This is a genomic window from Gilliamella sp. B14448G11, from assembly GCF_016101765.1.
Classification (GTDB): domain Bacteria; phylum Pseudomonadota; class Gammaproteobacteria; order Enterobacterales; family Orbaceae; genus Gilliamella; species Gilliamella apicola_N.
Genome location: NZ_JACFPX010000002.1, coordinates 147084 through 172130, shown reverse-complemented (window position 1 = coordinate 172130; position 25047 = coordinate 147084). Strand labels below are relative to the sequence as shown.

Sequence of the window (25047 nt, the reverse complement as noted above, 5' to 3'; positions counted from 1 at the left end):
AATAATGTTTAATATTGAAGATATTTTTGGCAATAGTGATCCAATAGCTGTCATTGGGCTTGCTTGCCGTTTCCCGAATGCAAAAAATGCACACGAATTTTGGCAGAACTTATTAGCTGGGCAAGAGGGCTGTTCTGGTCCTTTTTCTCGTGATGAATTAATTGCTGCTGGTATTCCTATTGAGACCCTTGATGCTCCTAATTATGTTAACCGTTCTGCGGTGATAGAAGGGGCGACACAGTTTGATGCTGCGCTATTTGGTTATTCGCGTCAAGAAGCCGAGTTAATTGATCCGCAACAACGTTTATTCTTACAAACAGCTTGGCACGCTTTAGAAGATGCGGGTTATCCCCCACTAAGTAGCGATAATAAAACAGCAGTATTTGGCGCAGCAAGAATTAGTAGCTATCCTGGTCAGGAAGCTATCAAGATAACTGAACTAGCACAAGTTAACAAGATTCAATCCCTTCTCGGTAATGATAAAGATTACATTGCGACACGAACAGCTTATAAAATGGGTTTGACTGGACCAGCAATCACAGTACAAACCGCTTGTTCAAGTTCACTTGTGGCAGTACATTTAGCGTGTGAAAGCCTGCGTGCAGGAGAGTGTAATATTGCTTTAGCAGGGGGCGCTGCGATCTCGTTTCCTCAATTGGCAGGGTATCTCTATCAGCCCGGCATGATTTTTTCTCCCGATGGCCATTGTCGCCCATTTGATGATGATGCTCAGGGTACTTTTCCTGGCAATGGGGTTGGTATTGTCGTGTTACGTCGTTTGCAAGATGCATTAGATGATAATGACACTATTTTGGCAGTTATTCGAGGCAGTGCAATTAATAACGACGGTCGGCATAAAGTGGGCTATACGGCCCCATCGGTACAAGGACAGCGAAACGTTATTCAGGACGCATTAAATATGGCCGATATCACACCACAGGATATCGGTATGATTGAGGCCCATGGAACAGGAACCCCTCTTGGGGATCCGATTGAGTTTCAATCATTATGTGAAGCTTTTGGTCATAGTAGTAATAAACAATATTGCGCATTGGGCTCTGTCAAAGGGAATATAGGTCATACGGATACCGCAGCTGGAATTGCCAGTCTGATAAAAACAGTACTATCCGTTTATCATGGTTATATCCCTCCGAACCTGCATTTTAAAAAAGCCAATCAGGCGATTAAACTCGCTGATTCACCATTTTATATTCCGACTCAAATGACGATTTGGTCAGAGACAACGCGCAATGCCGGTATATCAGCCTTTGGTTTTGGTGGGACAAACTGCCATATGATTGTTTCATCAATGCCTGAATTGCCTCAACGTAGCTTGTCAGATACACCTTATGCTAACAATCGGGCGCTATTACTCAGTGCAAATTCGTTGTTTTCATTACGTCAACTTGCTAGAAATTATGCACAGGTTTGGACAAATAAAACTGCTTCTGATCTAGCCTATACAGCCTTACATGGTCGACAGGTGGACTTATCCCATCGTTTAGCAATTCCATTAGATCATCAAACAGTGACTTCCCTGACGGAATTTGCAGAAAATCAACCACTCCACAGTGGATATTATGGCAACAATACTGCTCGTCAAAAACAGGTCTGGTTATTTACGGGGCAAGGTAGTCAGTGGTCTGGGATGGGTAAATCTCTATTTGAACAGTCAACGGTCTTTGCTGATACCTTAAAACGTTGCCAGAAAATTTTATCCAAGCTACTGGAAGAACCGCTGTTAACGGTTATGTTTAGTGATGATCATCCGTTATTACAGCAAATGGAATATGTTCAGCCAGCTATTGTTAGTTATGAATTTGCCTTAGCCAGTCATTGGCTAGCTCAAGGATTACAACCCGAATGTGTGATTGGTCATTCCATCGGTGAATATACCGCGGCATTGGTTGCCGGATACTATACGCCAGAAGATTTATTACCCTTAATTTATTGGCGCGGAAAACTAATGCAGCAGCAAGCTTCTGGCGGAGCTATGCTTGCTGTGATGATTGATGCAGAACAAACTGAAATGTACGCTCATGAGTATCATTTAGATATTGCTGCCTATAACAATGAGCAACGTCATGTTCTTTCAGGTGCAGAAAGCAGTATTGCTCAGCTTATTACTTGTCTGGATGGCAAGAATATTCCTTACCGTCGATTAAATGTTTATGGTGCAGCTCACTCTATTATGATGGAGCCAATTCTCGCGTCTTTTGCTGAAAAGATGGCAAACCTGCCTTGTCATACCGGTTATTTTAAATTTATTTCAACCCTAACGGCGCAAACCATTACTTTCACGCAAGAACAACAGAGTGACTATTGGTGTCGGCATTTACGGCAACCAGTTAAGTATTATCAAGCAATACTAGAAGCATTAAATCAAGGCGGTACTTTGTTTATTGAAATGGGGGCCGATGCTCAGTTAACTTCATTAGGTAAACCTATCGCTGATAATTCAGCTACATGGATTGCTTGTGTTACAAGGCCGGAGCTAGAGCCCAATGCTTTGCTCACCACTATCCTACGACTTTATACAGCAGGTATTGATTTACCTTACCTTAAACAACTTAATCCACATGGTCGATGTATACCTGCTCCACTTTATCCTTTTGATGAGCAGCATTACTGGCGAGAACCGGTACACGAAGTACCGCTTTTATCAACGATACCATTAAAATTGATCGAAGGTGATAAAGTTGCCAGAGAAGAGGCTCAGAGATTAGAACTTGAGCGATTAGAGTCATTCTATGATTGCACAAATCAACTACATACTATTGCGGTTAATCGATTACTTAATCAATGTGTTGGTTCTAAGATTGATAAGGGATTAACAATCGCGCAAATCCTCCGTCAAGGGAAAATTTTACCTCGTTACCGGCAGTTGCTACAACGTTTGTTAAATACTGGAGTGAAACAGGGGTATTTAGTTAAAAAAGATGATCTTTATCAGCGAATAGACGAAGTTTCTAGTGATCGGGAGGTTGTTTTACTTGAAGAGTTAACCGAGTATTGCGAAGGACATGATGCTATAGCAGAAACAATCGGTAGAGCAAGTCAACACCTTACTGAAATGTTACAAGGTAGTATTGATCCCGTGGAGGTAATTTTCCCACAAGGAAGCTCAAGTGGGGTTGAAGTATTATACCAGGAGTTTAGTTTTGGTCGTTATTTTAACCTGATTGCAGCGGGCATTTTAAGAGATCTAATTAGGGTTTATCAGCAGCAGGGACGAACATTAAGAATTCTGGAAGTTGGAGGCGGAACTGGCGGAACAACTGCTTGGTTATTGCCTGTTCTGGTGCAAATGGGCACACCGGTTGAATATGTTTTTTCTGATATCACACCACTCTTCACGCGTCGAGCTATGCAAAAATTTGCCGCTTATCCGTTTGTGCGTTATCAGGAATTAGATTTACAACGCGATCTTCTATCCCAAAACATAGAGCCTGAAAGCTTTGATTTAGTGATTGCAGCGAATGTCATTCATGCAACTCAAAATATCGCGCAAACATTACAGAATATTCGTCGTGTATTGAAAGCAGATGGCCACTTATTACTACGAGAGATCACACAGCCTATGTCTTTGTTTGATTTTGTGTTTGGTCCACTGGTGCTACCATTTCATGATGAAGAACTGAGACAGGGGGAACTCTTTTTGACGGTCGAAGGCTGGGAAAGAGTCTGCCGAGATAATAATTTTAAACAGTTTCATTGGTTACCAGGACCAAATACTGAAACATCTACCATTAGCGAGCATATTCTTTTAGCCAGTTGCCATGATAAAGGCATTAGGCGAACAGTCTCTGTTGTTGAACCTAATCCAATTAGTCACCCAATTTTGGGCGTTTGTTCAGATACTCGAGGAGTATATCAGGCCAACTGGTCAATGTGTCAGAATGATAAAGCTCGGTTACAGGAATACATTAATCAGACTATTTCTAATCTTATTCAAAGACATGGGTGTGAAGGAGCATCGCCATACCTACATACCTTTAACGGAGATATACCTGCTGATTTAAGTCATATCAGGATATATTGGTCTGCGTACCGGATTGCTGAAGCCTATGTTTTAATAGAAGTACAACAACAAGAGCAATGGTTAACACTTTTTCATGGCTCACCTTATTTCTCTTCCGATCGGATAAAACAGTTTATTGAGCCATTGAGTGCTATAGATAGCCAATATTATTGGCAATGGCAACCCTGTTCTGTGGTTGAACAAGATAGCTCATTTGGTAAATATACGGATACGGATGAACCCGGCGTTATGAGGTTATCGACCCGATTAAATGAAATGAGCACTTCCTCTCTATTAGTTTGTATACCTAATTTAAGCCCTGTACAACAAGCGATCTGGCTCAAAAAAATCCTGCACTCACATCCAGATGAAGACATATTGTTTGTCACTTTGAATGCTTGGTCCATTAGTGGAAATGAAATGGTCACCCCGGAACAACGTGCTATTTGGGGAATGATTAAAGTGATTGCTGTTGAGCAGTCTCAACAACATATAGCTGTAATTGACCTTGTTCATTTGGACGATCTTACATCAGATATGCTCTCTCAGGTAATTTCAGGCTGCCAAATGGGAGAACGGTGGTTTGCATGGCGAGAAAATAAATTGTTGACCCAGCGACTTATTTTGTCAAATGGCGAAGCCTCGCCGCTACCACTCTCAACTTTTAATCGGTCAGGCTGGCATATTATTACCGGAGCCTTTGGTGGATTAGGCTGGTTTAGTGTGCAATGGCTGTTATCACAAGGGGTTCGTTATATAGCATTACTTGCTCCAAGATTAAGTGAGGAAAAATTTAATGAGCTAAAACAACTGGAAGAAATTTATTCTGCTGATTTACGATGGGTAGAACTGGATTGTAGTGATAATGAATTATTAACTGACTGTTTAATTCAATTACAAAAAGAACGACCTATTAGTGGAGCAATTCATGTTGCTGGCGTTTTGAAAGATGAACTAATCACGCAACTTTCCGAAAATACATTAATTGAAACATTCGCAGTAAAAGCAGAGGCTGCTGCGACATTACTCTCACAATTAAGAACATTTCATGCTGATTATCTGTTGTTATTTTCTTCTGCAGCTTCAGTGCTAGGTACATCAGGACAATCTGCCCACGCCTTTGCCTGTGGCTACATTGATGGGCTAGCGGCAAGCCAAAAACAATCATGTCCAGTTACTGTGTCTATCAATTGGGGAGCTTGGTCAGAGATTGGGCTTGCTGCATCAAAAACCGTACAACAACAACTTAAAGCAGGAGGCATGGCAACGATTAATCCTCGTGAAGGTCGTTGGCATTTAGAGCAAGCACTAATGCGGGGTAATACAAACTACGTGGCAATGAGAGTCGAGCCACAACTGTTAATTCAAAGACGATTACAAGAACAATTAATATCAACTAATCCTCTTTCTGTCACTGATAAAATTAGGCCATCGGAATTTATTCAAGCCCCTATATTAACTGGGGATATGCGACAAGATATAGAACATTTAATTCAATGGTTAAAAGCGCTAGTGATTACACAATTGCGTATAGAAAACCCCGAAATCGTTACATCAACGCAAGATTTATTACGTCTGGGTCTGGATTCACTTCTATTCCTTGAGTTAAGCAGCGAGATCAATAAACAATTTGCTATTCGCCTCGATGTACAAAAAGCTTATCAGGATTTAACTTTATCTGGATTGGCCTCGCAGATTTACGAACAGTACCAACAACAATCGGCCTTACCGTTTATAACACACGATGCTGTCCATCGTTATGATGCTTTTCCTTTAACCGCTATTCAACATGCTTATTGGCTTGGCCGTACTGATATGATTGATTATGGCGGGGTTGCCTGCCATGTACTATTTGAGTGGGATTTATTAACAGATAACTTTGATGTGCAGAAATTAGAACAAGCGTGGGATAAAGTAGTAAAAAATCATGATATGTTAAGAATGGTTGTTAATGATGAAGGGCTACAAATTGTATTACCCCAAACTCCTTTCTATCATTTTGTTGATCACGATTTACGTCATTATACAATGGATGAACAGGAGGTGGCATTAACTAAACTCCGAAAGGATTTATCTGAACGGGTGGCAAAAACGGATAAATGGCCATTATTTACCATAGAAGTTAGCCGACTTAGCGAACGGCAGTTCCGTTTACATATGGATCTTGATTTACTCATGTTTGATGTACAGAGTTTCAAGATCATGTTCGATGATTTTATGGCGGCCTATTATGGTAATAATATTATTAGTCCAAGCATTACATTTCGTGATTATGTAATAACTGAGCTAGGTGAAAGATCTGATAAAAATTGGCAAACAAGCTGGCTCTACTGGCAAAATATCTTACCAACACTTCCCCCAGCCCCCAATTTACCTTTAGCCACTGTACATGATAAATCGGCTCATCAAGTGGTGACTCGTCAAGGGCGATTAAATAAGGAGGAATGGCAAAATCTTAAAATCCAATGGCAATCATGGGGGGTGACTCCTTCCGCCGCATTATTAGCATTGTATGCAGTGAGTTTAGCGTCATTTTGTCGCCATCCAGCATTTACGTTAAATTTAACTTTTTTTGACCGCCGTTCTTACCATGATGACGTACAAAAAATTATTGGTGATTTTACCTCAGTACTTTTGATAGATGTTGATCTGAAAAAACCTGTTTTATTGCGTCAGTTTATTGAAAAAACACAAACGTTGCTTTGGCAACGGTTAGCACATAGTCAGGTTAATGGTGTCGAATTACTCCGTGATTGGGGACGATTATTGGGGCTCCCTCACACTCCATTAATGCCGGTTGTTTTTACCAGTATGTTAGGGATGTCACTGAATGGCTTAGAGATTGATCAAGCAATGTCACGCTTTTTTGGCGATCCCGCTTATGTTTTCACTCAAACGCCACAAGTTTGGTTGGATCATCAAGTCATGGAAATAGATGGTGAACTCATTTGGCACTGGTATTGTATGGATGATGTCTTAGGACCCAATATAGCTCAACGCTGTTTTGATGCTTATCAAACCCTATTACATACCGTGGCTAGTGAACCAGAAAAATTAGCAGTCTGGCCGACAAATAATATACCTATATTCAAAGATCTTAAGTTAACAGTCAATGATAATGATAGCCGTTTAATAGAAAGCGTTTTATATCAGCACCCAGCGGTACGTATGGTTGAAGCCAGTGACTCTATTGATGGTCGTTATGTTGTTCGTTGGGTTGCTGAAGATAACTTGCCCGTTGTACCCGATACGCCGACATTAACTTATAAGATATTGGATAACGAAACGCAGTTACTTGATGAAGTTGAACAGTGTTGGTCTTATTTAGATGATAAGGCGCTAATGGGAATTGTCAGTACATTATCTCAGTATCAACTTTTTCAACACGTTGGTGACTGCCTATCATTAACTGCGATACAGCAACAATTACAAGTGGTAGACAGTGCTAAAATAGCGCTTAAACAGTGGTTGAACTTACTGTGTGAAAGAGGTTGGTTAAAACTACAAGATCACGTTTATACCGCGCTAAATGCGTTTGTTCACAGCAAAACCCAATTAATCAAACCGCATTTTGAATGGTGTCACATTCTTGACTACTATTTAGATACTAGTGTTCAGCATCACACCGAGCTATTAACCGGCAGATGTAATGCGCTTTCGCTGCTCTTTACTGAAGATGAACGCATCACTCAGGCTCTTTATCGTGATAATCCAATGATGTTCAGCCTGCATCAACAAGCGCTACATCTGGCAAAACAGTTATCTCAAGGGCGTTCTGACTTTAGAATACTTGAAGTCGGTGCCGGTACTGGATCAACGACTGAATATTTATTACCAGAGTTATCTGACTCCCTAGCCGAATATCGTTTTACAGATGTATCGCCTCTATTTTTATCGCGGGCAAAAGAACAATTTTCCCATTACGCTTGTTTCAGTACTGGGTTATTAGATATTAATTTACCAGTTGATTTTCAGCAACATCATGCATCAGGTTATGATCTTATTGTCGCAACTAATGTATTACATGATGCCAATCATATTGTTCAGTCACTTATTCGTTTGCGCAGGCTTCTTTCACCTACGGGGAAATTGCTTTTGATCGAAGCCACTGAACGTCATAGCGCATTACAAGCTGCAACGATCAGTTTTATCGAGAGTCTGAATGGCTACCGCGATTTTCGTCTATTTGATGATAAACCGATGTTAGATACGAATAGATGGCATGAAGTGCTGAGTGAAGCCGGGTTTACCACCTTAATACAATGGCCTAATGATCAAACAACTTTACGGCAACATCTATTTATTGCAACACCAACATTAATGGTGAGAACCGATCCACAACTGTTGGCTAACCATCTTTTACAGATATCTCCTGAGTTGGCTCAAATATCTATAGATTGGCAACAAACCGAGCATTTACTGGAAAAGCCAAAATTACAAACATCTTTATTGAACCAAAGTCTCCCTACTACTGAAATATTAGCGGATCAATCAGTTATTGATGCTGTTTGGCAATGTTGGAAAACTTTTTTAGGTGATGGCATTACTCTTAATAGTCACTTTTTCCAGTCGGGAGGAGATAGTTTAATTGCAACACGAATGGTCTCTCGTCTACATAAAATGGGTTATCGAGGTGTTAGCCTACAAAAGCTTTTTGAAAACCCTGTATTACAAAATTTTTGCAAGGGAATAACCTCGCCAAAAGCTGAATTATCGCATTTAGTTCCATTGACAATAACTTCATCACAGCATACTCCTTTGTTTGTCTTTCCCGTATCTGATGGTGATTGCAGTGTTTATCTACCGCTATTGAAAATGCTAAATAATGTTCCTGCTTATGGACTCAATTATGATTTCATGGAAGAAGGCATCTGTTCTTTACCAGATTTAGTTGGGCATTATGTGAGGGTAATCAGGCAGTTTAGACCAGCAGGTCCTTATCATCTTATTGGCTGGTCTTATGGGACATTCTTAGCTGCACATGCCGCGACACTGTTAAGTCAGTCTGGAGAGGATGTTACGTTAATATTGATTGATCCAGTTTGTCGTATTGATTTCGCCGATCGTCCTATGGATGACTTGCTGGTCGAGCTTGCTGATAATATCGCTGAGACTAATCACACTCAAAAACTTAAAGCCGAACGACTACTTTCATTTTTATCTGATTACTCACTTATTCAACCGATAACAGAGATTAACTGTTTATTGTTCGAAGCAAAATATCGACCTGTACAATGGCACTCTCTCGATGAAGAGTGGCAAGGCTGGCTGAAAGAAGCTGATTGTTGTCAGTTTGATTCTGATCACTGGGAATGGATTAATGATGCTCCTGTTTGTTCACTGATCGCCAATAAAATAAACCAATATTTAACGAATAAGGAAAATATATGAAAGTTTTGATTGTAGGGAGTCGATTCGGTGAAGTCTATTTAAATGCTTTTTTTGAACATCAGGAAGGTTTGACTCTGGCCGGTATTCTATCAACCGGAAGTGTAAGTTCACAGCATTTAGCACATGATTTTGCTGTACCTCTGTATACCGATATTAAGCAAGTACCAGCGGATATTGATATTGTCTGTATTATTGTTCGTTCTACTGTGGTTGGCGGTGCAGGGACTCACTTAGCTAAACACTTTTTGCAGCGAGGATGTCATGTTATACAAGAGCATCCCGTTCATCCCGATGATATTTCTGCTCTACAGCATTTAGCATTACAACAAGGTGTTCATTATTGGGTTAATAGCTTTTATCCCTATACGGCTGCTGGGCAGTGTTGGATACAGAATGTGCGCCTCCTTCGTGAACAGTTATTGCAACGCTCCCCTGTTCTCTATCATATGTATACTAGTCGTCAATTACTTTACTCTTCTTTAGCGCTTTTTTTATTATCTAGTCGAGCAATAGATATTCATGTCAGTGTTTTACCCTCTACTGATCAAAACTTCAATATGGTATTACTCAAGTGGCAAAGTGAGACCGCCATTATTTTTCTGCAAAGTACTCTGGATCAACAGCAACCGGATCTCCATAGTTTTATCATGCATAAACAAATTATTGTTTGGCCGGACGGAACATTGTGTTTGGAATCCAGTTATGGAGCAATAACTTGGCAACCGACATTTTATTTTGAACACAATAATGAGAAAAGCCTATCACAGCGTCGTGACGAAATTGATATTAACGAACCCATTTCTCAGGTATTGATTACTGCACCGCAAAATTGGCGTGATACTTTTGAGCAAGAGGGAGTGCAAGGAATTATTTATGTGTTGCAATCACTACGCTCTGTTATCACCGGAGAAAAAATACCTGTTGATTTACAACCAGAACATCAATTGAAAGTGGCTGAACTATGGCAACGAATATTACAGGCAGTGGGACGAGAAAAAAGTATCACTGGCGTTGCACCAAAACGAGTCAGTAACCAGCTTCTACAACAGGAGGGCTTATGAAAAAGAATAATCTATATCCTCTACAGCCTATTTTTGAACACAATGATTATATCTTTATTTTTTGCCCTTTTGCTGGTGCTGTCAGCCATGTATTTCACTCATGGAACAACATCGAAAATAAATGGATGAATATGTATTGTTATCTTTATCCTGGACATGATTTGCGAATGAAAGAGGCGTATAAAACGGATATCGCATCATTAGCTAATGAATTAGCTGAGACGATTCAATCTACCGAATGGTCACAAAAAAAGATAATACTTGGTGGGCATAGTATGGGCTCTCAGGTCGCATTTGAAACATGCCGAGTACTGGAACAACAAGGTGTAACAGTTTCAGCACTCATTTTGTCGGGATGTCATGCCCCTCACTTAACTGGATTACGTCATTTAACCCATCTTAATGATGAGCAATTTGTTCAGCAATTAATGGAAATTGGTGGGGGGAGCCCAGAAGTTTTACAAGATAAAGACTTACTTGCTCTGTTTATGCCAATGTTAAGAGCGGATTTTATGGCCACGGAACTGTACCAACGACAGCAGGCAAATGCGTTTAAAATCATGACTCCTACATTACTTATTCATGCAGATCAAGATAAAGAAGTGTCCCTTGACGATATTCTGGCTTGGAAATCATGGTTAGGTGGTGTCAAAGAACATATTGTGGTCTCTGGAGATCATTTCCACGTCACTCTGAGACCGCAGCAATTTTTAGCCGTTATACAAAATTTTCTGTTTGCACAATTAACAATAAATTAATCAGTAATCTGATAAATCAAAATATTGCAACCTTTGGCAACAGGAGGAAATAGACGAAATACAGAGCGAAATCCCCATCTTTTGGGATGCTGTTTTAATAATGAGATTGTTTTAATGTGCTTTAAGCGAGGACTCCAACTCTCCAATAGTTTGGGATTATCGATGCCCCATTTAAAGTTAGCTCTCATCATGCGAACAGTGTCGTGTTGGTCACAATGTTTAACAATCCAGTTAGTACAACTGTCAAAACAGACCAACACATTGCTAAAGTGAGACATTAGATTATTAAAAAACTGTTTAACTTGTGTTTCTGGAAAATAGATAAGGACACCTTCAATAAAAAATGAAAATGCGTGATCGGGGTATTTTTCAAGGAGTTTATATATCCAATCTGTCTCTAGTATTGAGCCAGAAAATGAAATATTACGCTCATTTTGTGAAGAATATAGTTGATTCCGCCATTCGATAACTTCTGGCAAATCAATTTTAATGTGTATTCCATTACCTGTATCGGTTCTGTTAAATCGATTATCTAGGCCGCAACCAAGATGAACTAAGACCGGGTTTTCTGCCTGATTGAGACATTGACGGGCAATGTTGTCGAATAAACTGACCCGAATAGCCGTATCCGTTTGGCTAATTCTTTTATTTTTGAAAGGAGAAAAATCAAAAGGAAGCTGCTTAATAACATTTTTAGCATCTTTGTCTTCGAATAAACGGTCTGATCTTTGGCTTTCTTCAGCCCTCATAAACAATGGTATGAGTAATGTGTCGGCAATAGGATCGTTAAAAATGAGTTTTTTTGTTTCATGAGTCCCTCCTTATAGGGTAGATCGTTGCTATTGGTAATACTCGGAAGTCAAAACTGAATGAAATTATTAGAACAATTTTGATAAAACACTGACAGATAGTGATTATCATTTTTACTTAAATGTTATTTAAAACATGAAAAGAGGATCATTTATGAACAATCAAGAGGCAAGAGAACAAAAATATGAAGAATTAGGATATTGGCAACCCTATAATTTTGGCGACCGGTTAAGACAATGGGCCACTCGGTTTAGTCACAATAAAGCTATAATCGATAAACAAGGGGTGTTAACTTATCATGAGTTTAATCAGAATGTAGATAACTATGTAAGTCATTTATATCACTTAGGTCTTCGCAAAGGAGATCGTGTTTTAGTTCAACTACCTAATAACAGAACCTTTATTGTAATTTGCTTCGCCTTATTTCGCCTTGGCGTGATTCCTATTTTAACAACTATGGCACATCGACAACATGATTTAGAGTCAATATGTCAACAGGGACAACCTCAAGGCATTATTACAACCAAAACATTTATGGGATTTAATCATGCCAAAATGGCGCAGGATTTAGCGGAGAAACATCAATCTATTCAATTTCTCATTATTGATAGAGTATTGCCTTCTGGGAACAGTTTAGATTCGATCGCAGAGCCCATATCCGCTACGGCTTATTCAGCACCTAACTATCGCGATATCGCATTTTTATTATTATCAGGTGGCACGACGGGAGCGCCAAAATTAATTCCCCGAACACATACTGATTATGCTTATTTTTCGATGACCGCTGCAACAGTATGCCGGTTAAATGAAGACAGTGTGTATCTTGCCGTATTACCGGCTTCACATAATTTTACATTAGGTTGTCCGGGGATATTAGGGACGCTTTCTGTTGGTGGTTGTGTCGTATTGGCAGAAACGCCGGATAGCGTGCTCTGTTTTGATCAGATTGAAAAACATCGAGTAACTATCACATCCTTAGTTCCTGCCATTGTTAGTTTTTGGTTAACTGAGCTTAATTACCACCCCCATCATTTTACTTCACTTTCAGTCCTTCAGATTGGTGGAGCAAGGCTAAATCCCTTAGTTGCAGAGCAAATTCCACGAGCATTTAATTGTAAATTACAGCAGGTGTTTGGTATGGCGGAAGGCTTAGTTTGCCTCACATCGCTTGATGATACTGATGAGGTGATTTATCAATCACAAGGTTATCCCTTATCTATACATGATGAAATTAAGATCGTTGATCCTCAAGGACAAAATGTAGCAATGGGAGAAATTGGAGAATTGTTAGTCAGAGGTCCTTATACCATTAGACAGTATTATCAGGCGCCAGAGCATACACTGCATAGTTTTACCGATGATGGTTATTACTGTTCCGGTGATTTAGTCCGATTAACACCACAGGGCTATCTGGTGGTAGAGGGACGAATAAAAGAGCAAATCAATCGTGCTGGTGAAAAAATTGCTACAGCGGAAATTGAAGATATCTTATGCAAGGTTCCTCATGTTCATGATGCCGCATTACTGGCTCTTCCTGATGACATATTGGGAGAGCAAAGCTGCGCGATGTTAATCGCTGATCAAAGATTAACTTTGGCAGAGCTGCATCAACATTTTAAATTGCAAGGTATTGCACGATACAAATGGCCAGATCGGGTTGAATATATTGCACAATTTCCACTTACGAAAATTGGTAAAGTGGATAAGCAACAACTGGTTCGTATGGTTCTGTGTAATAGAGACACTAATGATAAAGTGTGATTTTAACTTATAATGGCATAACTGTATATTCAACTTATGTTATGAAGGCTGAAAAGCATGGCTATTACTGTGCTTTTTTTATTCTAGGTGAGATATTTGTAAAAGTAAAACGTATTCTGAGTTTTTGGCCGGACGATATTGTGCTTAAAGAGCCCTAAATATGGCAGGGTATTCTCACCCTCTCAAAATGCAGATAATAAAAAAGCCCACTAATTGAGTAGGCTATTTTATTTAAAATTGGTCGGCGAGAGAGGATTACTCGCATTTCATGCTCGCCCTACGGGTCGTTGCTAAAGCAACGTTGTCTCGCTACGCTCGGCTCGAACCTCCAGTCGGTTCTCATCCTCTCAAAATGCAGATAATAAAAAAGCCCACTCAATGAGTAAGCTCTTTTTCTTTTATTTAAAATTGGTCGGCGAGAGAGGATTCGAACCTCCGACCCACTGGTCCCAAACCAGTTGCGCTACCAAGCTGCGCTACTCGCCGTTAGATTTCTGCTCTATAAAATGGGGTGGCTAATGGGATTCGAACCCACGACAACTGGAATCACAATCCAGGGCTCTACCAACTGAGCTATAGCCACCATAGAAGTAGGACGAAATATTACGCATAAAAAATAACATTGTCCAGCATATTTTTTCAAAAATGTGCTGATTGCTTATATTAAAAGCGTTAAAAGCTCAATATTTTACCATTAGATGATATTTTTAAGCTTTATGTGACATAATATCAATAATTTGCGTGTCAGTTGCTTTCATACTATTGCTAACAATGGCTCCAAGATTATTAATTGAAATTTCAACGCTATCACCAACTATACCTTCTTTACCAGTCACTCGAATACGATTTAATGCCATTAAAACAGCTTTAAAACTCGAAGAGACCGAAGTTGATACTTTCATAGCGCAGCTGTTTGAAGCCCCATCACAAATAATGCCCGATAAATCACCAATCATACTACAAATAGCCATATCAACAGGTTCATATTGGCCTTCACCAAGTAACCATGCCATACCCGCCGCAGATCCCATTGCGGCTGTGGATGCAGCACAAAGTGCTGATAATGGCGGAAATTTACTATGTATATAAATTGCAATAGTATGAGATAAAATGAGTGCTCTAGCTAGTTGCTCTGTTGTTGATTTTAAGTGATCGGCAACTACGACCACAGGCATCGTTGCGGTAATACCTTGATTGCCCGAACCTGAATTACTCATCGCAGGTAAAGTTGCACCACCCATTCTGGCATCTGATGCTGCTGTTGTGCGAATAATTATTTTAGATAATAGATCATCAGCTAACAAACCAGTTTTTGTTTGTTCATGTAGGGTAGCCGCAATACTTAAGCCATATTCTCGCCTTAATCCTTCTTGAGATAATGCATCGTTTAATTCAGCAGAATGTAAAATAAATTTGATATCATCAAAATTAGATTGTGTTGCAAACTCATATATCTGTTTAACTGACATACGAGTTATGACTGATTCTTTTTTAGACTCCTTTTGTGTTTTATTATCTGCTTTGAAAATTACTTCACCATTTTTTTCTATTAATATTATGTTGGTGTGTGAGCTTTCAATACATACTCTAACATGATCGTCTTTAGCATAAATATTGGCTTCAGAATAAATTGCCGTATTATTATTAGCAATTTGTACATTCACTTTTTGTTCTTTAAGTAGATCTTTAGCTTGGTTAATTTGTTTCGGTGTAATTTTTTTTAGTACTTCAAGACCTGCTTCGGCATCACCGCCTATTGCGCCAATCGCTGCTGCAATTGGTAATCCCACCATCCCGGTCCCTGGAACAGTAACTGCCATACCATTTTTCATTAAGTTTGGTGAGACATAAGCATCAATGTGGCTGATACTATTTTTATCAATATATTTAGTCGCAACAGCTGACGCTAAAGCAAGAGATATAGGCTCTGTACAGCCTAATGCAGGTAAAACTTCATGTTTCACCAATTGAATTAACTCTTGCCACACTACTTGTTGTTCCATTTTTTATCTCCATATTAGTGCCTATAATAAATAGTGCTAGATGGTGAAACATTTAATAAAAGATAACCATAATATTTAGTTTAAATTTTAATGTTAAGATTGCAAAGTAAATAATTAAATATGTTGCAATTTAATGTTAATCTAAACTTTTTATTTGGTTAAACCGTGAATTAAATAATCAGGAATTGTTCAAAATATGTAATATTTTAGTAAAATTACCTGACTTTTTTTTATTATTGTAATAATGTAATTACTATAAAATTAAATAATAATGGCTATGTATGATAAATATTTTGTTAATTGATGATGATGTCGAATTATCACAAATGCTTAGTGAATATCTAACCAATGAAGGTTTTAATATTAAAAGTGTTTATTTGGGTAAAGATGCTATTGATGAAGCATTATCGGGAAAATATCGTGCTGCAATTCTAGATGTAATGTTACCAGATATTAATGGTATTGACGTTCTTAAAAGTATACGTCAACACTGTAATATGCCCGTTATTATGTTAACCGCTAAAGGTGACAATATCGATCGTGTGTTAGGTTTAGAATTAGGTGCTGATGATTACATCCCTAAACCATGTTATCCTCGTGAATTATTAGCCCGATTACGTGCAGTTCTACGCCGTTTTGATGAACGACCAGTTGAATTGGTGGATGATAAAAAATACCATTTTAATGGTTTAACATTAGATTTACCACAACGGTTATGTACATGGAATGGGCAGGTTATTGACTTAACATCGACCGAATTCAATTTATTAGTCTTATTGGTAAAAAATAGCGAACGTGTTGTGACTAAAGAAGAATTATCTGAAGTTGGACTTGGCCGCGCTCGAGAACTTTATGATCGTAGTGTTGATGTACATATTAGTAATATTCGTCAGAAATTATTTCAAGTTGCCCAAAATGACGTGACAATTGAAACCATTAGAGCTGTAGGTTACCGCATTCGTTAATAACAATAGGTTTGCTATGAATCGTCGATTATTTTGGAAAATACTTGTTGTATTTTGTGTGATGTTTTTTCTTACCTTTCAATTGACATGGATTGCATTTTCTGTCTATGTAGAAGGAAAAAATAAAAAAATTCTCAATCATATGCCGACTAAAGTCGATATGATTGCGCAATTATTGCATGTAGCAGGTGAAGAAGATACGCTTAATTTTATTGCACATTTACCCGAACGTGAGCGTATATTGTTGTCAATAAAATTGGTCTCTCCTCAAAATGATCAAGTTAATATTCTAAACGATGAATTAGAATCTCCGAATTATATGTACCAACGTTCAGCCGTTGCCCCTGATGGAACACTGTATTCTGTTTCGTTTAAAAAAGAAGAAATAAATACTCAGTTCCAAAATATACTGTTTAATATGCCGATGCCTATTACACTAGCGGGAATTTTTGTTGGGCTTACGTTAAGTCTTACTTTAGCTTGGAATTTAACTAAACCAATGCGATTATTAAGGCAGGCCTTTTTTCAAGTATCACAAGGTAATCTTTCGGTTCGATTGTTTGATAAGCTAGAATATCGGCATGATGAAATAAGTGAAGTGGGTAAAGATTTTGATATGATGGTTGAACAACTCAATATCTTGATCTCAGATCGTCAATCATTGCTGCATGACGTATCACACGAACTTAGAACACCATTGGCACGTTTACAGTTAGCTATTGGGCTTGCCCAGCAAAATAAACAAAATATCGATACTTGTTTAGCAAGAATAGAACTGGAATCTGAACGATTAGATCAGCTAATTGGCGAAATATTAAAATATTCTCGTTCTGAAATGAACAATCGTAATGATGAAGAATATTTTGACTTGAAAGATTTATTAAGTGTGGTGATCAGTGATGCTAATTATGAAGCAAATCACCAACAGATTGATGTACATTTTATCCCTTCAACAATTAATCATTCGATTGTCAAAGGCAATTCGGAACAGATACGTCGTGCAATTGAAAACATTATTCGTAATGCGATTCGTTTTTCTGAAGCAGGGCAGGCTATTGAGGTCTCATTAAAAGAAACCAACAAATACTTACAAATAGAAGTTAAAGATCGCGGACCGGGTGTTGAATGGAATAAATTATCCAGCATTTTTGAACCATTTGTCCGTATTCAGTCACCACAACTTGGCAAAGGTTATGGACTGGGATTAGCGATTGCTCGAAAGACCGTTGTTATGCACAACGGTACTATTAAGGCAGCAAATCGAGAAGGTGGTGGACTTGTTGTTACTATATATTTACCTTATTGGCGTAAATATCAAACACTTGCACCTAGTAACAATCACTATTAACAGATAATACATACTCTTTAACTAATTCTGTTAATTTAATTTTATCATGCCCTGTAAAGTTCAGGGTTTGTATAACTTTATTAGGATCACTGTCTAATATCGCTTTATACTTCGCAATATATTGACTGGCAATAGGTTTGTATGACCAATGCCACTCTTCAGGAAGATATCCACCTTTACGACCTTCGTTAAAAGCCTGACAAAAACCATACTTAGGCATATTTTCTTGTAACCATTTATAAAGAATAATGCCTTTTTTATCTTGCTTAAAAAATTCAGATGACAAGCTAGTAATATCAATGTCTGTTCCCCAATGATGCCTTGACGTGCCAGGCATGGATGAAAATTTTAAAATTTCCGCAGCAATGTTTTGTGGATCATCCATTTTTTGCAACAATGCATCCCATTTGCGTTGCCAAATGCCATTTTGATAAGTGTAATTACGAGTTGCACTGACTACAATAAAAGGAATATCTGGATGTATCTTTTTAAAATCATTATAAGCTTTGATCAGTTGTTCTGTTGGCTCTTTTTGTAGATACATTCCTTTTTTATTAACAGGTAACACTGTCAAATCTAATGCTATAAAATCACTGTCTTTTTTTTCGTCAAATTGACCTGTAAGTTTACTTAATGGAATTGAATGTGCCATAGTAATTGTCGAGTATAAAAATAGAGTTGATATCAATGCAAAATTGAGAATTACTTTTAATTTTACTGTTTTTATTATCATTTTGAGTTTCTATAATATTCTATTAGCCAGATAATGTGAAAACCAGTATAATCCTTTCCCTAAAAATTGAAATAGCCATAATGTGTAAAAACGAGGCCTTATGTTAAAACCAGCTACATCCAGCACGTCTGTAACTAATTCAGATGCTGCAAATACAATCAATGTTAATTCAACACAAGAAAAAATAAATCTACTTAATTTTACGCGTCAGCAATTGCGTGATTTTTTTATATCGCTTGGGGAAAAACCCTTTAGAGCCGATCAAGTTATGAAATGGATCTACCATTTTGGTATCGATGACTTCGATCAAATGACTGATATTAATAAAAAACTACGTGAACAGTTAAAAACCTTGGCTGAAATTAAAGCGCCTAAAATTGCTATTGAACAGCGTTCATCTGATGGTACCATTAAATGGGCGTTAGATGTGGGAAATAATCAGATGATTGAATCTGTGTATATTCCTGAGCGAGACCGTGCTACATTATGTGTTTCATCACAGGTGGGCTGTGCGCTGGAATGTAAATTCTGTTCAACCGCTCAACAAGGTTTTAATCGCAATTTAACCGTTTCTGAAATTATTGGCCAAGTTTGGCGAGCATCCAATGCTATTGGTGTCACAGGTAAATTAGCTGACAGACCTATCACTAATGTTGTTATGATGGGGATGGGCGAACCTTTATTAAATTTATCTAACGTAGCGCCTGCAATGGAAATTATGTTAGATGATTTTGGCTATGGTTTATCAAAAAGACGAGTAACACTTTCAACCTCTGGTGTAGTACCCGCTTTAGATAAATTGGCAGGAATGATTGATGTTGCATTAGCGATTTCACTTCATGCTCCCAATGATGAGATCCGCAGTGAAATTATGCCAATCAACCAAAAATATAATATGGCAATGCTACGTGATTCAATTTTACGTTACCTTTCAACATCAAATGCCAATCACGGTAAAGTAACTATTGAATATGTTTTACTGAATCAAATTAATGATAGTGTTGAGCATGCCCATGAACTGGCGAAGTTCTTGAAAAATGTGCCAAGTAAAATCAATTTAATTCCATGGAATCCATTCCCTGGAGCACCTTATTCTCGTTGTTCAAATACAAGAATTGATAGATTTATGAAAACATTAATGGGTTATGGTTTCACAGTAATTGTTCGTAAAACACGCGGAGATGATATTGATGCAGCTTGCGGGCAACTTGCTGGTGAAGTAGTTGATCGCACGAAACGAACCCTTTATAAAAAGCAAAATCTTGTTCAGAAAACAGCATAATCTTCTAATATAAAAAGGAAGGATAAATGAAAAAATCGCTAATAGTATTAAGCTGTTTTGCCATGCTAATGTTAGCAGGTTGTCAAACTAGTAACAGAGAAGAGTTTGACCCAGAGACCGCGGCATTAGCAAGAATGCGATTAGGACTAGGCTATTTAGCTAAAGCGAACGAATCGGAAGAAAATGTTAAAGCTGCACATTATAATCTAAAATTAGCGTCTCAATATTCGCCTAACAATCCACAAGTGATGTTAGCAATGGCAATGTTTGATCAACATGTTGGCGAATATGATGAAGCTGAAATGATTTACAAACGTATCACACTAATGCAGCCAGGTAACGGTTTATATCGTGTTCATTACGGCTCTTTTCTGTGTGGTAGAGATCGTTATCAAGAAGCTCAAAAACAATTTGAACAAAGCCTTGAGCTAGACAGACACCGTTGGAAAGCTGATGCCTATGAACAATATGGTTATTGCGCTATCCAAAATGGAGATAAAAAAATAGCAGATCTTATGTTCAAACAACTTTTTGAATATGATTCTAGTCGTCGAAGTAGTGTAATAAAAACAGCTGAAATTTATGAAAATAAAGGTGATCAAAATATCGCAAACTATCTATTTTTAGTATCAAAAAAATAAATCATAAAAATTAAAATAAATATTTTAGAAGCAAGAGTAAGTGTCATGAGTTTATTGACTATTATGTTATTAGCGCTGGCAATGTCGAGCGATGCCTTTGCTGTCGCTTTGTGTCGTGGTATATCTCTAAAATCCACCCCATTTTTAGGTGCGTTAAAAATTGGTGTCTTATTTGGCATTATTGAGGCGATGACTCCACTACTTGGTTGGTTAATTGGTTATATTGCCTTGCAATATATCGAAAAATGGGATCATTGGGTAGTGTTTGCTATCATGTTGTTTTTAGGTATTAACATGATTTATAGCAGCCTAAAATCATCAGATGAAGACGGTCAAGAAGAACCTATATCATCAAATAGAAAATCCTTTTTCATGTTAATCTTTACCGCTATATCAACGAGCATTGATGCATTTGCCGTTGGGGTAGGTTTAGCAATGGCAAATGTTAATATCTATTTTACTGCGTCAATGATTGGGCTGGCAACTTGTGTGATGGTGACAACAGGTCTGTTATTAGGTAAGAAAATAGGGTGTGTTGTAGGAAAAAAAGCTGAGATATTAGGAGGATTAGTGCTGATCGCAATCGGTGTAATCACGCTTTATCAGCATTTAACAACCTAATTCCAATATTTTATAAAAACTGCTTTAGATATAAAAAAACCACTCACATATTGGAGTGGTTTTTTATTGGATAAATAATAGGGGGAAATTACATCATTCCGCCCATTCCTCCCATGCCGCCCATACCACCAGCAGCACCTAAATCAGCTTTATCATCTTTAGGTAAATCAGTAACCATACATTCAGTTGTGATCATAAGACCTGCTACTGATGCAGCATATTGTAATGCGCTACGAGTTACTTTAGTTGGATCTAAAATACCCATGGCAATCATATCACCATACTCTTCAGTTGATGCATTGTAGCCATAGTTACCTTTACCACCTTTAACAGCATTAACAACAACAGAAGCTTCTTCACCACAGTTAGTAACGATTTGACGTAATGGTGCTTCCATCGCGCGAAGAGCTACTTTAATACCAACGTTTTGATCTTCGTTTGCACCTTTAAGATCTAAAATCGCAGAAGCAGCTCTAACTAATGCAACACCACCACCCGCAACAACACCTTCTTCAACGGCTGCACGAGTCGCATGTAATGCATCTTCTACACGTGCTTTTTTCTCTTTCATTTCAACTTCAGTTGCTGCACCAACTTTAATTACTGCAACACCACCAGCTAATTTAGCAACACGTTCTTGAAGTTTTTCTTTATCGTAGTCAGAAGTTGATTCTTCAATTTGTTTACGAATTTGTTCAACACGTGCATTAATTAACGATTCTTCACCAACGCCATCGATAATAGTTGTATTATCTTTGTTGATTACAACGCGTTTTGCTTGACCTAAATCTTCAAGCGTTGCTTTTTCAAGTTCTAAACCGATTTCTTCTGAAATAACTGTACCTGAAGTTAAGATAGCAATATCTTGTAACATTGCTTTACGACGATCACCAAAACCAGGCGCTTTAACCGCGGCAACTTTAACAATACCACGCATAGTATTCACAACTAAAGTCGCTAATGCTTCGCCTTCAACATCTTCAGCGATAATTAATAGTGATTTACCTGCTTTAGCAACCGCTTCTAATACTGGTAATAATTCACGGATGTTAGAGATTTTTTTATCAGCTAATAAAATATATGGGCTGTCTAATTCAACAGTAGCTGTTTCTGGTTTATTGATGAAATATGGTGATAAATAACCACGATCAAACTGCATACCTTCAACAACATCAAGCTCGTCTTGTAAACCAGTACCATCTTCAACAGTGATAACACCTTCTTTACCTACTCTTTCCATTGCTTGAGCAATTAAAGTACCAACCGTTTCATCAGAGTTTGCTGAAATAGTTCCAACTTGCGCAATCGCTTTAGAATCAGCACATGGTGAAGATAATTTTTTAAGCTCTTCAACTGCAGCAACCACAGCTTTATCAATACCACGTTTTAAATCCATTGGATTCATGCCCGCAGCAACAGCTTTCAAACCTTCATTAACGATAGCTTGAGCAAGTACTGTTGCTGTTGTTGTACCGTCACCCGCTGCATCATTTGCTTTTGAAGCGACTTCTTTAACCATTTGTGCACCCATGTTTTCGAATTTATCTTCTAATTCGATTTCACGAGCAACTGAAACACCATCTTTAGTAATAGTTGGGGCACCAAATGATTTATCTAATACAACATTACGTCCTTTTGGACCTAAAGTTACTTTAACTGCATCAGCTAATACATTCACACCTTTGAGCATTTTAGCACGAGCGTCATTTCCAAATTTTACATCTTTAGCTGCCATCTTCGTATTTCTCCTAAATTCTGTATATAAGTTAAATTATTTGCCAGTTATGCTTCAACAATGGCTAAAATATCGGTTTCTGATAGGATAAGCACTTCTTCGTTATCGATTTTTTCTGTTTTAACGCCATATCCTTCATTGAAAATTACGATATCACCAACTTTAACATCTAATGGCTGAACTTGACCATTTTCCAAAATGCGACCATTACCAACAGCTAAAACTTCACCACGTGTTGATTTACCAGCAGCTGAACCAGTTAAAACAATACCGCCAGCTGATTTTGATTCTACTTCTTTGCGTTTAATGATCACACGATCATGCAATGGACGAATTTTCATTAGTTATCTCCTAGCACTAATTTTTACTTAAATAATTATTAACAATAAATCATAAAAATATGATATGTATTATATAGTGCACAATACATGGGGATTATTTTAAATTCTTCAAGAGAATAAAATAAAAAAAAATCCAATTGATTATTTATTCATCATTTTTACGTTCAAATTTCCCTTCAATAACATCATTCATTTGTGTATTGCTGTTAGAATAAAATGAATAAAATTTAGAGGGTAATTTCCCAATAATAAAGCGAACAATATATTCTTGAACCCGCGGAATTAACATAATAGCGCCAAGAATGTCAGTTAAAAAACCTGGAATAAGTAATAAAAACCCGGCAAATAATAAAGATACGCTCTTAATAATTTCATCTTTAGGACTTTGTTGATTAGCAATTTTTTGTTGCATAATACTTAGATTTCTTAAACCTTGTTTTTTTATTAATGAAAGCCCAATAATTGAAGTGGCAATAATCCCAATCAAAGCAAGAAAAACACCAATTGAATCAGCAACTGTTATAAAAAAACTTACTTCAAAATAAGCATAAATAAAAAAAATAATAAAACCAAAAACTCGCATATAAAAATTCCTCTAAATATAGAGTGATATTATTCTAACTAAACTATTAATATAGTGGCAATTAGTTAAATTTCAACCAATCAGTATGTATTTTTAAAAATATCTTATAAAAGGGATTGACGGATAATCGAGAATCGTGTTTAATACAGCTCCATTGTTGCCCGGATAGCTCAGTCGGTAGAGCAGGGGATTGAAAATCCCCGTGTCCGTGGTTCGATTCCGCGTCCGGGCACCAATTCCAAAAAAGACACCAGCTTAAAGCTGGTTTTTTTATGTCTAAAGCCTTTTCAAATAAACCTATCATGTTATTTTTTTACTTAACTAAATTATTGCAAATTAACTAAAAAATAGATTTAACCACATGGATTTTTGGACAATATTTTTAACTCGTACTATAAATTAATATTCAAAGTCCATGTATTATCAGCCTGATAATAAAGTAAACCATAATTTATTTTGGTTTTTATTTCCTTTAAAGAATAAAATTATTAGACATAAAAGCTTGAAGAATTGAGTAATGCTGAAACAGAAATCTATGAAGCAGTTATTGATGTTGGAGACTATGTTAATTTTATTACTGACTTAATTAGTTTATCTGATAACTTAGATTGCTTTCAATCCTTGTCCAATATTTCTGATGAATATGATTTAGGTTTTTATTGGATTGCAGAAAGTGGCTGTTATAGTTAAGAATTAGGAAATTTAAGTAACTACTTTGATTATGAACGATATGGCCATGATATTGCATTTGAACAAAGTGGCACATTTTATTCTGGTAATTACATCTATTATACAGGTGAAACTTTTAGTTCCGATTACGATGGTAAAAGTATTCCTGAAGAGTATTGTGTTTTAACAAATTTATTCTGAGTAATTAGTTATATTCCAATAAGATAAAACAAGCTATATTGGGATGTTATATGTATATGTATTTTTATTTTTAAAATCAAATGAATAAAATTTAAATTTTGTGTTAATACTGAACACAATAAA

At 37.4% G+C, this 25047-nt stretch carries 16 protein-coding genes, 3 tRNA genes and 1 other RNA gene; 11 read left to right on the top strand and 9 right to left on the bottom strand.

What is annotated here, in order from left to right; all coding sequences use genetic code 11:
* Positions 1–4: 4 nt before the first annotated feature.
* Genes H3S88_RS02040 through H3S88_RS02030 form a run of 3 tightly spaced genes read left to right on the top strand, consistent with a single transcriptional unit; the run spans position 5 to position 11231 of the window.
* Positions 5–9412: a type I polyketide synthase gene (locus H3S88_RS02040; protein WP_198227331.1), complete on the top strand. Its 9408-nt coding sequence runs from the start codon at positions 5–7 to the stop codon at positions 9410–9412.
* Positions 9409–10473: a Gfo/Idh/MocA family oxidoreductase gene (locus H3S88_RS02035; protein WP_198227329.1), complete on the top strand. Its 1065-nt coding sequence runs from the start codon at positions 9409–9411 to the stop codon at positions 10471–10473. Before H3S88_RS02040 ends, H3S88_RS02035 begins: the two co-directional genes overlap by 4 nt.
* The gene (locus tag H3S88_RS02030; RefSeq protein WP_198227327.1) at positions 10470–11231 is read left to right on the top strand and encodes a thioesterase II family protein; all 762 of its coding nucleotides are present in this window, start codon (positions 10470–10472) and stop codon (positions 11229–11231) included. Before H3S88_RS02035 ends, H3S88_RS02030 begins: the two co-directional genes overlap by 4 nt.
* On the opposite strand, the gene H3S88_RS02025 is transcribed toward H3S88_RS02030, so the two are convergent.
* Positions 11228–11980 (bottom strand): class I SAM-dependent methyltransferase, encoded by a 753-nt coding sequence (locus tag H3S88_RS02025; protein WP_232352459.1) that lies wholly within the window; start codon positions 11978–11980, stop codon positions 11228–11230. The genes H3S88_RS02030 and H3S88_RS02025 overlap by 4 nt on opposite strands.
* A gap of 214 nt (positions 11981–12194) precedes the next feature.
* Here H3S88_RS02025 and H3S88_RS02020 point away from each other — a divergent pair, with 214 nt between their 5' ends.
* A complete protein-coding gene (locus tag H3S88_RS02020) occupies positions 12195–13802 on the top strand; it encodes a (2,3-dihydroxybenzoyl)adenylate synthase (protein ID WP_198227326.1) in 1608 nt (535 codons plus the stop codon).
* A 238-nt stretch (positions 13803–14040) separates the two neighbouring features.
* Here H3S88_RS02020 and H3S88_RS02015 read toward each other — a convergent pair.
* From H3S88_RS02015 to H3S88_RS02000, 4 genes are all read right to left on the bottom strand, one after another.
* A non-coding RNA gene (locus tag H3S88_RS02015) (RtT sRNA) lies at positions 14041–14165 on the bottom strand.
* A gap of 46 nt (positions 14166–14211) precedes the next feature.
* Positions 14212–14288 (bottom strand) — tRNA-Pro (locus H3S88_RS02010).
* Positions 14289–14309: 21 nt separating this feature from the next.
* A tRNA-His gene (locus H3S88_RS02005) sits at positions 14310–14385 on the bottom strand.
* A 124-nt stretch (positions 14386–14509) separates the two neighbouring features.
* Entirely contained in the window at positions 14510–15805 is a 1296-nt protein-coding gene (locus H3S88_RS02000; protein WP_198227324.1) for a serine dehydratase subunit alpha family protein, read from the bottom strand.
* Positions 15806–16089: 284 nt separating this feature from the next.
* Between H3S88_RS02000 and H3S88_RS01995 the strand changes: the two genes are divergently transcribed.
* A complete protein-coding gene (locus tag H3S88_RS01995) occupies positions 16090–16770 on the top strand; it encodes a response regulator transcription factor (protein WP_370528573.1) in 681 nt (226 codons plus the stop codon).
* A gap of 16 nt (positions 16771–16786) precedes the next feature.
* Positions 16787–18118 carry an ATP-binding protein gene (locus H3S88_RS01990; RefSeq protein ID WP_198227320.1) on the top strand — a complete coding sequence of 444 codons (1332 nt, stop codon included), beginning with the start codon at positions 16787–16789 and terminating at the stop codon, positions 18116–18118.
* Here the strand turns inward: H3S88_RS01990 and H3S88_RS01985 are convergent.
* A complete protein-coding gene (locus H3S88_RS01985) occupies positions 18099–18770 on the bottom strand; it encodes a M15 family metallopeptidase (RefSeq protein ID WP_198227318.1) in 672 nt (223 codons plus the stop codon). The genes H3S88_RS01990 and H3S88_RS01985 overlap by 20 nt on opposite strands.
* 181 nt (positions 18771–18951) lie before the next feature.
* Here H3S88_RS01985 and H3S88_RS01980 point away from each other — a divergent pair, with 181 nt between their 5' ends.
* From H3S88_RS01980 to H3S88_RS01970, 3 genes are read left to right on the top strand one after another with little or no spacing between them, the layout of a single operon-like run.
* Complete coding sequence (locus tag H3S88_RS01980) at positions 18952–20133, top strand: bifunctional tRNA (adenosine(37)-C2)-methyltransferase TrmG/ribosomal RNA large subunit methyltransferase RlmN (protein ID WP_039129178.1); 1182 nt, start codon at positions 18952–18954, stop codon at positions 20131–20133.
* Between the two features lie 26 nt (positions 20134–20159).
* Positions 20160–20774, top strand: a complete 615-nt coding sequence (locus H3S88_RS01975) for a tetratricopeptide repeat protein (RefSeq protein WP_198227316.1) — start codon at positions 20160–20162, stop codon at positions 20772–20774.
* Positions 20775–20819: 45 nt separating this feature from the next.
* Positions 20820–21395, top strand: coding sequence for a manganese efflux pump MntP family protein (locus H3S88_RS01970; protein ID WP_198227314.1), 576 nt, complete (start codon positions 20820–20822; stop codon positions 21393–21395).
* 88 nt (positions 21396–21483) lie between these two features.
* On the opposite strand, the gene groL is transcribed toward H3S88_RS01970, so the two are convergent.
* From groL to H3S88_RS01955, 3 genes are all read right to left on the bottom strand, one after another.
* Positions 21484–23130, bottom strand: coding sequence for a chaperonin GroEL (groL, locus tag H3S88_RS01965; RefSeq protein ID WP_039129166.1), 1647 nt, complete (start codon positions 23128–23130; stop codon positions 21484–21486).
* Between the two features lie 47 nt (positions 23131–23177).
* Positions 23178–23471 (bottom strand): co-chaperone GroES, encoded by a 294-nt coding sequence (locus H3S88_RS01960; RefSeq protein WP_034884480.1) that lies wholly within the window; start codon positions 23469–23471, stop codon positions 23178–23180.
* 145 nt (positions 23472–23616) lie between these two features.
* A complete protein-coding gene (locus H3S88_RS01955) occupies positions 23617–24054 on the bottom strand; it encodes an FxsA family protein (RefSeq protein ID WP_198227312.1) in 438 nt (145 codons plus the stop codon).
* Between the two features lie 159 nt (positions 24055–24213).
* Between H3S88_RS01955 and H3S88_RS01950 the strand changes: the two genes are divergently transcribed.
* Both H3S88_RS01950 and H3S88_RS01945 read left to right on the top strand, forming a co-directional pair.
* A tRNA-Phe gene (locus tag H3S88_RS01950) sits at positions 24214–24289 on the top strand.
* Between the two features lie 275 nt (positions 24290–24564).
* Positions 24565–24744: a hypothetical protein gene (locus H3S88_RS01945; RefSeq protein ID WP_198227310.1), complete on the top strand. Its 180-nt coding sequence runs from the start codon at positions 24565–24567 to the stop codon at positions 24742–24744.
* Positions 24745–25047 lie beyond the last annotated feature (303 nt).